Below are 12,529 nucleotides of genomic sequence, written 5' to 3' on the forward strand. Positions count from 1 at the left end.
GACTACTCGGTTACGCTGTCCCGCAAATGATCGAGCGCCGCCCGCAGCTTCTCGATTACCTCATCCACTTCCGAACGGCTGATGGTCAGCGCTGGCGAAGCAAGCATGCGGTCGCCAGTGGCGCGTAGGATGAGGCCGTTCTCGACACAGTGGTTGCGCACTAGCGTGCCTATATCGTCGGGCTTTGCATAACGGCGGCGGGTGTCCTTGTCGGCTGCAAGCTGCAGGCCGCCGATCAGGCCGGTGCTTTCGGCCTGGCCGACCACCGCGTGATCCTCAAGGCTTTTCCAGGCGGCGGAAAAATAGGGGCCGATATCGTCGCGAACGCGCTCGACCAGACCCTCCTCCTCGATGATGCGGATGTTTTCCAGCGCAGCGGCAGCCGCAACGGGGTGACCGGAATAGGTGAAGCCGTGGTAGAAATCGCCTAACTCCTCGACCATCACGTCGGCGACTCGGTCGCTGACCAGCACGCCGCCGATCGGCAGATAGCCGGAGGACAGGCCCTTGGCGATCGGCGCCAGATCCGGCTCGAAGCCGTAATATTGGTGGCCGAACCAATGTCCAAGGCGGCCGAAACCGCAGATCACCTCGTCGGAAACGAGCAGGATGTTGCGCGCCTTGCAGATGCGGGCGATCTCCGGCCAGTAGGTCTCCGGCGGAATGATAACGCCCCCTGCCCCCTGGATCGGCTCGGCGACGAAGGCAGCGACCCGGTGCTCGCCGAGTTCGTCGATCTTGGCCTCCAGCTCGCGCGCGACCTTCAGGCCGAATTCGGCAGGTGTCAGATCGCCGCCCTCGGCATACCAATAGGGCTGGTTGATGTGGTGGATGCCTTCGATCGGCAGGTTGCCCTGTTCGTGCATCAGCTTCATGCCGCCGAGCGAGGCGCCGGCGACCGTCGAGCCGTGATAGGCGTTCTTGCGGGCGATGACCAAGGTCTTCTCCGGCTTGCCCAAGGCCTTCCAGTAGAGCCGCGCCATGCGGAACCAGGTGTCGGTCGCCTCCGAGCCGGAATTGGTGAAGAAGACGCGCTTCAGCCTTTCGCCGGTATGGGAGGCGATCTTCTGGGCGAGCAATGCCGCCGGCGCCGTCGTGGTGCCGAAGAAGGTGTTGTAATAGGGCAGTTCCTGCATCTGGGCATAAGCAGCGTCGGCGATCGATTTGCGGCCGTAACCGACATTGACGCACCAGAGGCCGGCAAAGGCGTCGAGATATTTCTTGCCCGTCGAGTCGTAGATATGGACGCCTTCCGCGCGCTGGATGACCCGCGCACCCTTGGCGTTCAGCTGCTTCATGTCCGAGAACGGGTGCAGGTGATGGGCGGCATCGATGGCGGCGAGATTGGAAAGCGGCGGCATATCGGTCATGACTGTCTCTCTGCCTCAGATTGTGCCGTCAATTCTTATCGGTTACGAACAGAGTTCCGCAACTCCCGTCAAAAGACATTCCTCATGGCTTCCAATCCTGCATCGCCCCGCATCGAAATCCTGCTCGTCGGCATGAACGGCGACCTGCGCGGCAAGCAGATCCCAATCGAGGCTGAAAAGAAGGTCTGGGACGGTACGGTGCGCCTGCCCTCCTCCACCCAGTCGCTGGATATCTGGGGCTACGACAATGACGAGATTACCGGGCTTTCCATGTCGATCGGCGATCCCGATGGCCTGTGCGTTCCTGACAAGCGTAGCCTTGCGCCGATGCCATGGGCGCCGGAAGGGTCGAAGCAGGTTCTCTCGACCATGAACGAATTCGACGGCACGCCTTCCTTCATGGATCCCCGCGCCATCCTCGCGGCCCTTCTCAAGCGTTTCGACGAACGCGGGCTGACGCCGGTCGTGGCGACCGAACTCGAATTCTACGTGATCGAGGACGACTGGCGCGAGACCGGCAGGCCGCGCCCGCCGGCCAGCCTCATGTATCGCGGTGAGCCGAACGGCTTCCAGCTCTACGACATGAGGGCCGTCGATGCGCTCGACGACTATCTGCAGACGGTGCGGGCCTGGGCGAAACTCCAAGACCTGCCGGCGGATGCGACGACCGCGGAATTCGGCCCGGGCCAGTTCGAGATCAATCTCCTGCACCGCGCCGATGCGCTGGCGGCCGCCGACGACTGCATCTACCTGAAGCGTATCGCCGAACAGGCGGCCAGGAAGCATGGTCTCAAATCCACCTGCATGGCAAAACCCTATGCGGAGCATGCGGGCTCCGGTCTGCATGTGCATGCGAGCATCGTCGACCGAGACGGCAACAATGTGCTCGATGCCAAGGGTGGCGATCCGGTGCGGCTCAAATCCGTCTGCGCTGGAATGTTGAAGACGATGCGCGATGCACAGCTGATCTTCGCGCCGTTTGCCAATTCCTACCGCCGCTTCCAGCCGGGTTCGTTCGCGCCGGTCGATATCGACTGGGGCTACGGTCATCGGGGGACTGCGGTGCGCATTCCGGACGCCCAAGGGCCAGCCGCCCGCGTCGAACACCGCGTCGCCGGCGCCGACGTCAATCCGTACCTGCTGCTCACCGCCATTCTCGGCGGCATGCTTTTAGGATTGGACGAAACGCTCGATCCGGGCCCTGCGACCGAACCCGGAAAGGAGCCGCCGGCCGGTACAAACAAGCTGACGCACGACTTCCTGACGGCGGTCGAGGAGTTTTCTGCCTCGCCTTTCATCGCCGACGTTTTTGGGGCACGATACCAGAAGCTTTACGGCGATACGAAGCGCAAGGAGGCGATCACCTATCTGCGCACGGTCTCGGATTTCGACTACCAGACCTATCTGCCGCGGATTTAGGACCGAGGCCTATTCATCTTTCATCCATGCTGCGTAGAGAATATCCTTCACGTCCACGAAAATAAATACATCGCCCGGTTTGAAGTCGAATGCATCGCTCCAGGCGGCGATATATGAACCGAGTTCCATGCCGAGTTCACGCAAGGCCGTCTCATCGCCGGTCTTGGCAGCGTTGATCTCTTCTTCCTTCATCGCGTTCATGAGGTCGCTATAGGTGCTGTTCCCCTCGCTGTCGGGAATGAAGACGATGATGCCGCTCTTGTCCTGTCACTTCACCGAAAGCTCGATCTCGTCTTCGGTGAAACGCTCGCGGTTCTTGACGATCATCTGAGGAAGCACGATTGCGAAGAGGTTTTCGCGCGAAATAGCACCGTCATGGGCCTCCTGCTGCTGTTTCACCAGCTGCATGAATTCCCATCCCCTTTCGGAGATCACCTGCTTCAGCGTCTGCTTGACGGTCAGGTCGGTGACCTTGAATTGATCCGAGTCGATAAACTCCATCGCCTCGGCGGCCAGTTCGCCCTTGGCATCCAGTTCCATGAATGCGACGCTGATCGCAAAGGCGGCCTTCAGCGTCTCTTCAGCGGGCTCTCCGGTAATACCGTTTGCCACCTTGACGAGATCGGCTTTCTTTTCCTTGTCTTCGTCAGTTTCGGCAGGCTGGGCGTTCGCCTGCTGAAGGATCAGCAGAGCCCCAGGTTGAACAGCGGAGATGGAAGTCATGCCGGTCCTCGTCCGCGGCGCACCTCCCTTGATGGGCATTGCCGCGATTTGTCGGGCACTTCATGGCCAGACCAACCAATGATTCTATCAGTGGTTGAAAATCTGATGCTCCCTAATTAACGAGATCTGAACAAGCGGATGCGAGAGGTTGTATTGCAGGATTGGAACTCGCTCAGATCCCGCTGCCGTCCCGTTCCTGCGGTTGTTTGACCAAGCGCATTGGCCGCACACGATCGATGTTTAAGTGAATGTTTCAACCTATCTTAAATTCATGGCGGCTAAAGAAGTTCGATATTTGAAGTCTTGCGGCACATTCGATGCGTATTGTTATCGCCAAGTCACTCTTTACCGGACTTTTGTCCCTGCTCGCATCTCTGGCGCTATCGTTTGCCTTCGTTCCGATGCTGGGCGGGGAAGTCGCCGGTGCGGGCCTGGTGATGACCATCGTTTGCCCGCTTGCTATCTCCATTCCTGCCTCGGCCGTGCTTTTCAGTCAGTCAGAACGCGTTCGACGTGCGGAAGCCGTGGCCTCCGACGCACTCGCGAAACTGGCCGCCGCCTACGAGGAGCTTCATTGGCAGTCCCGCCGGGACGGGCTGACCGGGCTGTTGAACCGCAGCGCCTTCGTGGAGGAACTGCAGGCCTTCAGCCGGGAGGGCGTAACCGGAGCCCTCATTTTTCTGGATCTCGATCATTTCAAATCGATCAACGATCGCTACGGTCATGCAACCGGTGACGAGGTCCTTCGCCGCACCGGTCAGGTACTCGCCACACATGACGGGCAATTCACTATAGCGGGCCGCCTCGGGGGCGAAGAATTTGCGCTCTTTCAGAGTGGCCTGACGGTCGACGAGATGTTGAGGTGGTGCGAGGATATCCGTGAACTCATCGAAGGCCTGGATGTGCGCTCCGCCTCACGATCGCGTGTGCCGGTATCGGCCAGCATCGGAGCCATCCACTGCGCTTCGGGCTTCGATCCTCATGAATGCCTCAGAGCCGCCGACGTAAACCTGTACGAGGCAAAATCGCTCGGGCGAAATCGGGTGGTTTCATCCATCTGAAGCGTCGGTAGAACGGTTCGGTACCGCAGCGAGCCCGCTCAGATGCCGCTGCCGTCCCGTTCCTGTGTCACGCGTTCCTGCGGCTGGTTGCCCAGTACTGTCAGCTCGCCCGCATGGATCTTCAGGAGCACGTCGCGGTCCATGGGCAGCAATTCCCCATCGATGACGCAGCGGATATCGTGGCGCTCGCGGGGGAAGTGCAGTTCCAGTTCGGTCGCCGTCATCGCCGTGACGGCGGCGTTCTCCTTCAGCCGGCCGCGCATGATATCGAAAGTCAGCCGCGCCACGCCCGCCGGCGTCAGCGGATCGGCGACATAGAAGCCGAGATGGCCGCCGGTCAAGCTGTCGGCGAACATCAGTGGATCGCGGCCGAATTCGTTGTTGGAGACGGAAATCGCAGAGACCTTGCGGTGCCCGATCTTGCCGCCGGCGTTGAACTCCACCTCGAATTCCGGCGGATTGAACATGACGCCGATCGCTGCCCGCGTGCTTGCGCGTATCTTGCCCAGCCGCGAGGCGAAGGTCATCGAATTGCGGTAGCGCACCATGCGCGCATGCATGCCGGCAGAAAACTGGTGGACGAAGCTTTTGCCGTTGGCGCTGGCGATGTCGATGTTTTCCGGCGTGCCGTCGGCCAGCGCATCCAGCACCTGCCAGATATCGAGCGGCAGTCTCAGCGAGCGGGCGAAAAGGTTCATGGTGCCGGCCGGCACGACGCCGAGCGTGAGGCCGCTTTTCCAGGCAATGCCGGCGGCCGCGGAGATGGTCCCGTCCCCGCCACCGGCGATCAGCCCTTCGACGCCGGTCGTCGAGGCCGCCTTTTCCATGGTCGAGACCACGTCCTTGCCGGACACCACATGGCATTCGATCTCGTGACCGGCCGCCTTGAACGTCTCGGCTGCTCGAGCACAATAGGCGTCCATATCGGTTGTTCGGAAGGTACCGCCATCGCGGTTGAAGACGGCAAAAAGGTTCATTTGATCTCGCTTGCAGAGGAGCGGATTTGGCGCGGGACAACGGCCCATCAGAGAAATGGTTGCGACCGGGAGTTTTATCAACAAGCGCGCCGTCGCTTCAGGAAAAAACTCACAATCCCGTGAGGACAGGCCTGAATAAATGGCGGATACTACCGCAACGCACAACGCCATGTTAGCCTGAAGGCCGGTCACTTCGATGACCCACTCACCTCCAGAGCGGGTGGATGCCTCCCACATCCTACCCGCGTCTTTTTCCAGCAGATTCAACATTATGACCGATACTGCCGCCGATTTTCAATCCGCACGGGACCGTTCGGAAGCCCAGGATTTTGATGGTGCACCCGCTCTTTCGCGGCTCGCCGTCATCCTGATCGAGATCGCATTGGCGGTCGGAGGCTTCGGCATCGGCACCGGCGAATTTGCCATCATGGGCCTGTTGCCGGATGTCGCTTCCACCTATCAGGTCAGCATTCCGATGGCGGGCTACGTGATCAGCGCCTATGCTCTCGGCGTCGTCATCGGTGCGCCGATCATCGCGGTCGCCGCTGCCCGGATGACGCGGCGGTCGCTGCTGCTGATTCTGATGACGGTGTTCGCGCTCGGCAACATCTCGAGCGCCATGGCGCCGGACTTCTGGAGCTTTACCGCGCTGCGGTTCATCACCGGCCTGCCGCATGGCGCCTATTTCGGCGTCGCGGCTCTCGTGGCTGCCTCGATGGTGCCGCCCAACAAACGCGCCCGCGCCGTCGGCCGGGTGATGCTCGGCCTCACCGTCGCGACCCTGGTCGGCACACCGATCGCCACCTTCATGGGACAAATGCTCAACTGGCGCGCCGCCTTCTTCCTGGTCGGGGGCATCGGCGTCGTGACGGTAGCATTGCTCTGGTATTTCCAGCCGCGCGACGCAGTGCATGAGGGCGCCAGCATTTGGCGCGAGCTCAGCGCCTTCGGTCGCGCGCAGGTATGGCTGACGCTCGGCATCGCGGCGGTCGGTTTCGGCGGCATGTTCTCGGTGTTCAGCTACATCGCCTCGACCACGACGGTGACGGCCGGAATGTCGGTCAGCATGGTGGCGATCGTGCTGACGCTGTTCGGCATCGGCATGAATGTGGGCAATATTGTCGGCTCACGGCTGGCCGATCTGTCGCTCAAGGGCACGATCGGCGGCGTGATGCTGTTCAACATCGTCGTCATGGGCGCCTTCGGGCTGTGGGCGCAATATCCGGTCGTGCTCTGCCTCTGCGTCTTCCTGATCGGCTGCGGCTTCGCTGCTGGCCCTGCGCTGCAGACGCGGCTGATGGACGTCGCCGCCGACGCGCAGACGCTTGCCGCCGCCTCCAACCATTCGGCCTTCAACATCGCCAATGCGCTGGGCGCCTGGCTCGGCGGGCTGGTGATCGCCTGGGGCTGGGGGTTTGCCGCGACTGGCTATGTGGGAGCCGTGCTATCGCTGTTCGGCTTCGGGGTGTTCGCGGTCTCGGCGGCGCTCGACCGAAAGATCGCGGTTGCCTGATCAGGCGGCCTTGGATGGCTTTTCAGCCTCCGGCATGACCATGTACTTTTTGCCGCCTTCGCAGATGACGTGTTCCTTGCCCCACAGGCGGAGGGCGGCGATGACCGGTTCCAGGCTGCGGCCGATCGGCGTCAGCGCATAATCGACGCGCGGCGGCACGACAGGAAATACGGTGCGCGACAGCAGACCCGCCTCCTCCAGTTCCCGCAGCTGCTTGGTCAGCATGCGCTGTGTGACCGCCGGAATGCGGCGGCGCAGTTCGTTGAAGCGCAGCGTGCCGTCTTCCAGAAGATGATGGAGGATGACGCCTTTCCATTTTCCGTCGAGGAAACTCAGGGTCGATTCCACCGGGCAGCCAGGGAAATTGTCGGTCAGCTTGGCACGGGGTTTCGACATGGTCAGCGTCCTTTCACGGTATACTTTTCGGCACTATAGACCAAAAATGTGCATTCTTGCGCTCATTGAACATAGGCGCCATCTAGTCTCCGGACAACAGGACACAAACCAAGGAGACGTTCCATGCGCGCCGTCGGCTTCAATATGCCCCAGCCAATCACCGCCGAAACCTCGCTGATCGACATCGATCTGCCCATGCCGGAAGCGGCGAGCCGCGACCTGCTCGTCGAGATCAAGGCTGTCTCGGTCAATCCGGTCGATACCAAGGTGCGCCGCTCGGCCGCGGTCGAACCCGGCCAGCACCGGATCCTCGGTTATGACGCTGCCGGCGTGGTGAAGGCGGTCGGCCCGGGCGTCAAACTCTTCAAGCCGGGCGACGAGGTCTATTATGCCGGCGTGATCAACCGGCCAGGCACCAATGCGGAATTCCATCTGGTCGACGAGCGCATCGTCGGCTTCAAGCCGAAGACCCTGAGCTTCGAGGAAGCAGCCGCCCTGCCGCTGACGGCGATCACCGCCTATGAGACACTGTTCCACCGCATGAAGGTACAGGACAAGGTGGCGGGTGCCTGGAACGCGGTGCTGGTCATCGGCGGCGCCGGCGGCGTCGGCTCGATCGCCATCCAGCTGCTGCGCGAACTCTCCGACGTGACGGTGATCGGCACCGGCTCTCGACCGGAAACACAAGCCTGGATCAAGGAACTCGGCGCCCACCATGTGCTCGACCATTCGAAGCCCATGGCGTCGCAACTCGCCCAGATGGCGATCGGCGCGCCCGCCTTCGTCTTCTCCACGACCCACACGGAAAACCATCTCAAGGACATCCTGGAGCTGATCGCCCCGCAGGGCCGGCTGGCGCTGATCGACGATCCGAAGGAACCGATGGACCTGCGCGCCTTCAAGAGCAAGGCGCTGTCGGTGCATTGGGAAATGATGTTCGCCCGTGCCGTCTTCCAGACCGCGGACATGATCGAGCAGCACAAGCTCTTGAACCACGTCGCCGAACTGGTCGATGCCAAAAAGATCCGAACGACGCTTGCCGAAACGCTGGGACCGATCAACGCCGCTAATCTGAAGAAAGCGCATGCGATGGTCGAAAGCAACCGAACCAAGGGCAAGCTGGTGCTTTCGGGCTTCTGACGAGGCCCTGTGAGAAGAAACAAAGAAAGCCCGCCATGGCTGAAACGGCGGGCTTTCTTAGCGGCCTGGCGGTGGATCAGGCCTGGATGACGACGACCTTGGCGCCGACATTGACGCGGCTGTAGAGATCGACGACGTCATGGTTCATCATGCGGATGCAGCCGCTCGACATGGCAAGCCCGATCGATTGCGGCTGGTTGGTGCCGTGGATGCGGAAATGCGTGTCGTTACCGCCGCGATAGAGATACATGGCGCGGGCGCCGAGCGGATTGTTCGGGCCGCCAGGCATGCCGCCTGCGAGTTTCCGGTATCGCTCCTCGCGGCGCTGCATGTTTGCGGTCGGGGTCCAGGTCGGCCATTCGGCCTTGCGGCCGACATAGGCATTGCCGGCAAGCGCCAGTCCGGCCCGGCCGACACCAACGCCATACCGGATCGCGCGGCCGTTGCCGAGGATATAATAGGCGCGGCGGGCCGGCGTATCGACGACCACGGTGCCGGCGGCATACGGGCTGACATAGGCGACTTCGGTGCGGCGCAGCTCCGGCTTGATGTTTTCGACCGGCACGGTCTTCAGCGGAAACTGTTCGTTCGGCAGCGCTGCGTAATTCGTCTGATCGTTGATGGTGGAAGCGCAACCGGCAAGCAGAAGCGGCAGACCCGCAAGAAAGCCGCGACGGGAAATCGACATGAATGTGTCCTTGGTGCGTCGAGAGAATGACGCTGACCTTAAGAATATTATGGTTAATGAAGTGCTAAACGGGCGATTGCCGCAGTCATCACGAACGCGTTAGGAGGGCGCTGATGTAGAGAGGCCACATTGCCATGTGTGAGATGGGAAATGCATCATCTGATGTGGGCGACCGGGAGGCTAGGATATGCGCACGACCATAACCGTCGACGAAAAATTACTTGCAGAGGCCAAGGAATTCAGCGGGATCGAAAATACCTTCGACGTGATCAAAAGAGCCCTCACGCTTCTCGTCCAGCACGAGGCAGCGCAGAGGTTGATCATGCTTGGAGGCAGCGCGCCGGATCTGGAAGATCCGCCACGCCGACGCTGGAACCCGGATGGCACTTGGGAGGATAATCCGGAGTGATCTGCTTGGGGCCTCGCTCTGGCGAACTCCGCGACAGGCACGAGCCTCACATATTCGGATAGACCGGCCCTTCGCCGCCCTGCGGGGGGACCCAGTTGATGTTCTGGTTGGGATCCTTGATGTCGCAGGTCTTGCAGTGGACGCAGTTCTGGGCGTTGATCACGTAGACTTGGCTGCCGTCCTTCTCCACCCACTCGTAGACGCCGGCTGGACAGTAGCGCGTCGAGGGACCGCCATAGACTTCCAGTTCAGAGCGCTTCTGCAGGTCCATGTCCCTCACCTGCAGATGGACCGGCTGGTCTTCCTCGTGGTTGGTGTTCGACAGGAAGACCGAGGACAGGCGGTCGAAGGTAAGCACGCCGTCCGGCTTCGGGTAGTCGATCTTCTTGTACCGGGCTGCCGGTTCGAGGCTCTGCGCGTCGGTCTTGCCGTGTCTCAGCGTGCCGAAGAAGGAGAAGCCGAACAGCGTGTTGGTCCACATGTCGAGACCGCCGAGCGCGACGCCCAAGCCGGTGCCGAGCTTCGACCAGAGCGGCTTGACATTGCGCACCCGTTTAAGGTCCGTGCCGATCGGCGTCGAGCGCCATTCGTTTTCGATCTCGACGACCTCGTCATTGGCACGACCGGCTGCGATTGCCCTGGCGATGTTGTCGGCGGCCAGAAGGCCGGACAGGACGGCGTTGTGGCTGCCCTTGATGCGCGGCACGTTGACGAGGCCGGCGGAACAGCCGATCAGCGCACCGCCCGGGAACGTCAGTTTCGGCACCGACTGGTACCCGCCCTCGGTGATGGCGCGGGCGCCGTAGGAGAGGCGCTTCGCGCCCTCGAAGGTTCCGCGGATCGCCTGGTGGGTCTTGAAGCGCTGGAACTCTTCGAACGGGTAGAGATACGGGTTCTTGTAGTTCAGGTGTACCACGAAGCCGACGGCGACGAGATTGTCTTCCAGGTGATAGAGGAACGAGCCACCGCCGGTCGACAAGCCGAGCGGCCAGCCAAACGAGTGCTGCACCAGGCCCGGACGATGGTTTTCCGGCTTCACCTGCCAGAGTTCCTTGAGGCCGATGCCGTATTTCTGGGGCTCGCGATCCTTCTGCAGGTCGAACCGCAGGATCAACTGCTTGGCGAGCGATCCGCGCACGCCCTCGCCGATCAGCGTGTACTTGCCGTGCAGCTCCATGCCGCGGGTAAAGGCCGGGCCGGGCTCGCCGTTGCGCTCGACGCCCATGTCGCCGGTCGCCACGCCCTTGACCGCGCCGTTCTCGTCATAGAGCACTTCGGTGGCGGCAAAGCCCGGATAGATCTCGACGCCGAGCGCTTCCGCCTTTTCGGCGAGCCAGCGACAGACGTTTCCGAGCGACACGATGTAGTTGCCGTGATTGTTCATCAGCGGCGGCATCATGAAGTTCGGAAGCCGGATCGAGCCTGCCGGGCCTAAAAACAGGAAATGGTCGGCGGTGACCGGCTGCTTGAACGGGTGGCCTGCCTCCTCGCGCCAGCCGGGCAGCAGCGCATCGATGCCCGAGGGATCGACGACCGCGCCGGACAGGACATGGGCGCCGACTTCCGAACCCTTTTCGAGCACCACGACGGTCAGGTCCGGATTGACCTGCTTCAGGCGGATCGCGGCTGAAAGCCCCGCAGGACCCGCGCCGACGATCACCACGTCGAATTCCATGCTCTCGCGTTCTGGCAGTTCTTGCTCGCTCATATCCAACTCCGCTCGCCGGCCCCTTCCGGCTTTATTCAGGCAACCTGTTTGACAAAACCGCCCCGGCTTGTCGAGGCGGGAAAACGTCCTCCGCCTTGTCATTCGCGCAAATGGCGTTTCGGTTTTCTCATATTACGTTTACGTACACGTCAGTTATAGGCACCGAACCGCAGAAAGCAAGATCGACCTTTCGCGCCCGCCTGCCGCTGCTATAAAGGCCCGACAACCGATCACAGGAATTGGGGAAGGAATAAAATCATGGATCTCGGTCTCAACGGCAAACGCGCTCTCGTGCTTGCCTCGTCGCGCGGGCTTGGCCTCGGTATCGCCAAGGCGCTTGCTAGCGAAGGCGCCCACGTTCTCCTCGTCGGCCGCTCCGGCGAGCGGCTGGCGGACAATTGCAAGGCAATCAATGCCGAAGGCAAGGGTAAGGCGGACTGGGTCTGGGGCGACCTTTCCGAGGAGAATTTCGTCGAGGCGATGAAGGCGGCCGTCAAGGAGAAGCTCGGCGGCATAGACATCTTGGTCAACAATACCGGCGGGCCGACGCCGGGCACGACAGAAGACATGACCCCCGACAAGCTCGACATCTTCTTCCAGTCCATGGTGCTGCGCGTCATCACGCTCACCAACGCCCTCCTGCCGCAGATGAAGGAACAGGGTTTCGGCCGCATCCTGACCGTCGCCTCCTCCGGCGTCTTCGAGCCGATCGCCAATCTGGCGCTGTCGAACACGCTGCGCTCGGCGCTGGTCGGCTGGAACAAGACCATCGCGACCGAAGTGGCGGGGTTTGGCATTACCTGCAACATGCTGCTTCCCGGCCGCATTCATACCGACCGCATCGACGAACTCGACGGCGCCAATGCCAAGCGTACCGGCAAGTCGGTGGAAGAAATCCGCTCCGCCTCGCTGAAGACCATTCCCGCCGGCCGGCTCGGCAAGGTCGAGGAATTCGCAGCCGCCGGCGCCTTCCTCTGCTCGGTCCCGGCAAGTTATGTCACCGGCACGATGCTCCGGGTCGACGGTGGCGCGTCGCGCTCGATCTGAGGTTTCCGAAAGAGGGCTAAATCCAGGTCGTTAAACATTAAATCGAATTGGGGTGCCGCTGTTGGCGGTATCTCAATT

13 protein-coding genes are annotated in these 12,529 nt (G+C 61.6%); 6 read left to right on the forward strand and 7 right to left on the reverse strand.

Annotated features, from left to right (window positions below):
* Positions 1-2: 2 nt before the first annotated feature.
* The gene (locus C5L10_RS27160) at positions 3-1,370 is read right to left on the reverse strand and encodes an aspartate aminotransferase family protein (RefSeq protein WP_105432196.1); all 1,368 of its coding nucleotides are present in this window, start codon (positions 1,368-1,370) and stop codon (positions 3-5) included.
* Positions 1,371-1,454: 84 nt separating this feature from the next.
* On the opposite strand from C5L10_RS27160, the gene C5L10_RS27165 reads away from it, so the two are divergent.
* Positions 1,455-2,789 (forward strand): glutamine synthetase family protein, encoded by a 1,335-nt coding sequence (locus C5L10_RS27165; protein WP_105432197.1) that lies wholly within the window; start codon positions 1,455-1,457, stop codon positions 2,787-2,789.
* Positions 2,790-2,798: 9 nt separating this feature from the next.
* On the opposite strand, the gene C5L10_RS27170 is transcribed toward C5L10_RS27165, so the two are convergent.
* Together C5L10_RS27170 and C5L10_RS27175 are read right to left on the reverse strand one after the other, a co-directional pair.
* Positions 2,799-2,990: a hypothetical protein gene (locus tag C5L10_RS27170; RefSeq protein WP_105432198.1), complete on the reverse strand. Its 192-nt coding sequence runs from the start codon at positions 2,988-2,990 to the stop codon at positions 2,799-2,801.
* A 66-nt stretch (positions 2,991-3,056) separates the two neighbouring features.
* Positions 3,057-3,512, reverse strand: a complete 456-nt coding sequence (locus C5L10_RS27175; RefSeq protein ID WP_105432199.1) for a hypothetical protein — start codon at positions 3,510-3,512, stop codon at positions 3,057-3,059.
* A 437-nt stretch (positions 3,513-3,949) separates the two neighbouring features.
* On the opposite strand from C5L10_RS27175, the gene C5L10_RS27180 reads away from it, so the two are divergent.
* Positions 3,950-4,573, forward strand: coding sequence for a GGDEF domain-containing protein (locus C5L10_RS27180; protein WP_245448212.1), 624 nt, complete (start codon positions 3,950-3,952; stop codon positions 4,571-4,573).
* 38 nt (positions 4,574-4,611) lie between these two features.
* On the opposite strand, the gene C5L10_RS27185 is transcribed toward C5L10_RS27180, so the two are convergent.
* Positions 4,612-5,550 carry a diacylglycerol kinase family protein gene (locus C5L10_RS27185; RefSeq protein WP_105432201.1) on the reverse strand — a complete coding sequence of 313 codons (939 nt, stop codon included), beginning with the start codon at positions 5,548-5,550 and terminating at the stop codon, positions 4,612-4,614.
* Between the two features lie 271 nt (positions 5,551-5,821).
* Between C5L10_RS27185 and C5L10_RS27190 the strand changes: the two genes are divergently transcribed.
* A complete protein-coding gene (locus C5L10_RS27190; RefSeq protein ID WP_105432202.1) occupies positions 5,822-7,063 on the forward strand; it encodes an MFS transporter in 1,242 nt (413 codons plus the stop codon).
* On the opposite strand, the gene C5L10_RS27195 is transcribed toward C5L10_RS27190, so the two are convergent.
* Positions 7,064-7,459, reverse strand: a complete 396-nt coding sequence (locus tag C5L10_RS27195) for a helix-turn-helix domain-containing protein (protein WP_105432203.1) — start codon at positions 7,457-7,459, stop codon at positions 7,064-7,066.
* A 123-nt stretch (positions 7,460-7,582) separates the two neighbouring features.
* Between C5L10_RS27195 and C5L10_RS27200 the strand changes: the two genes are divergently transcribed.
* Entirely contained in the window at positions 7,583-8,599 is a 1,017-nt protein-coding gene (locus C5L10_RS27200) for a zinc-binding alcohol dehydrogenase family protein (protein ID WP_105432204.1), read from the forward strand.
* A gap of 76 nt (positions 8,600-8,675) precedes the next feature.
* On the opposite strand, the gene C5L10_RS27205 is transcribed toward C5L10_RS27200, so the two are convergent.
* The gene (locus C5L10_RS27205; RefSeq protein ID WP_105421142.1) at positions 8,676-9,287 is read right to left on the reverse strand and encodes a L,D-transpeptidase; all 612 of its coding nucleotides are present in this window, start codon (positions 9,285-9,287) and stop codon (positions 8,676-8,678) included.
* Positions 9,288-9,474: 187 nt separating this feature from the next.
* Here C5L10_RS27205 and C5L10_RS27210 point away from each other — a divergent pair, with 187 nt between their 5' ends.
* On the forward strand, positions 9,475-9,696 hold the full coding sequence (locus C5L10_RS27210; RefSeq protein ID WP_105432205.1) for a type II toxin-antitoxin system VapB family antitoxin: 222 nt from the start codon (positions 9,475-9,477) through the stop codon (positions 9,694-9,696).
* Between the two features lie 46 nt (positions 9,697-9,742).
* Here the strand turns inward: C5L10_RS27210 and C5L10_RS27215 are convergent, their stop codons facing one another.
* Complete coding sequence (locus tag C5L10_RS27215; RefSeq protein WP_105432206.1) at positions 9,743-11,404, reverse strand: electron transfer flavoprotein-ubiquinone oxidoreductase; 1,662 nt, start codon at positions 11,402-11,404, stop codon at positions 9,743-9,745.
* Between the two features lie 258 nt (positions 11,405-11,662).
* Here C5L10_RS27215 and C5L10_RS27220 point away from each other — a divergent pair, with 258 nt between their 5' ends.
* Positions 11,663-12,451 carry an SDR family oxidoreductase gene (locus tag C5L10_RS27220; RefSeq protein WP_105432207.1) on the forward strand — a complete coding sequence of 263 codons (789 nt, stop codon included), beginning with the start codon at positions 11,663-11,665 and terminating at the stop codon, positions 12,449-12,451.
* Positions 12,452-12,529 lie beyond the last annotated feature (78 nt).

The organism is Neorhizobium sp. T6_25, from assembly GCF_002968555.1.
Classification (GTDB): domain Bacteria; phylum Pseudomonadota; class Alphaproteobacteria; order Rhizobiales; family Rhizobiaceae; genus Neorhizobium.

Coding starts and splice junctions, on each gene's coding strand:
- C5L10_RS27160 (WP_105432196.1), bottom strand. CDS start 1,370: ATGACCGATATGCCGCCGCTTTCCAATCTCGCCGCCATCGATGCCGCC.
- C5L10_RS27165 (WP_105432197.1), top strand. CDS start 1,455: ATGGCTTCCAATCCTGCATCGCCCCGCATCGAAATCCTGCTCGTCGGC.
- C5L10_RS27170 (WP_105432198.1), bottom strand. CDS start 2,990: ATGAACGCGATGAAGGAAGAAGAGATCAACGCTGCCAAGACCGGCGAT.
- C5L10_RS27175 (WP_105432199.1), bottom strand. CDS start 3,512: ATGACTTCCATCTCCGCTGTTCAACCTGGGGCTCTGCTGATCCTTCAG.
- C5L10_RS27180 (WP_245448212.1), top strand. CDS start 3,950: ATGACCATCGTTTGCCCGCTTGCTATCTCCATTCCTGCCTCGGCCGTG.
- C5L10_RS27185 (WP_105432201.1), bottom strand. CDS start 5,550: ATGAACCTTTTTGCCGTCTTCAACCGCGATGGCGGTACCTTCCGAACA.
- C5L10_RS27190 (WP_105432202.1), top strand. CDS start 5,822: ATGACCGATACTGCCGCCGATTTTCAATCCGCACGGGACCGTTCGGAA.
- C5L10_RS27195 (WP_105432203.1), bottom strand. CDS start 7,459: ATGTCGAAACCCCGTGCCAAGCTGACCGACAATTTCCCTGGCTGCCCG.
- C5L10_RS27200 (WP_105432204.1), top strand. CDS start 7,583: ATGCGCGCCGTCGGCTTCAATATGCCCCAGCCAATCACCGCCGAAACC.
- C5L10_RS27205 (WP_105421142.1), bottom strand. CDS start 9,287: ATGTCGATTTCCCGTCGCGGCTTTCTTGCGGGTCTGCCGCTTCTGCTT.
- C5L10_RS27210 (WP_105432205.1), top strand. CDS start 9,475: ATGCGCACGACCATAACCGTCGACGAAAAATTACTTGCAGAGGCCAAG.
- C5L10_RS27215 (WP_105432206.1), bottom strand. CDS start 11,404: ATGAGCGAGCAAGAACTGCCAGAACGCGAGAGCATGGAATTCGACGTG.
- C5L10_RS27220 (WP_105432207.1), top strand. CDS start 11,663: ATGGATCTCGGTCTCAACGGCAAACGCGCTCTCGTGCTTGCCTCGTCG.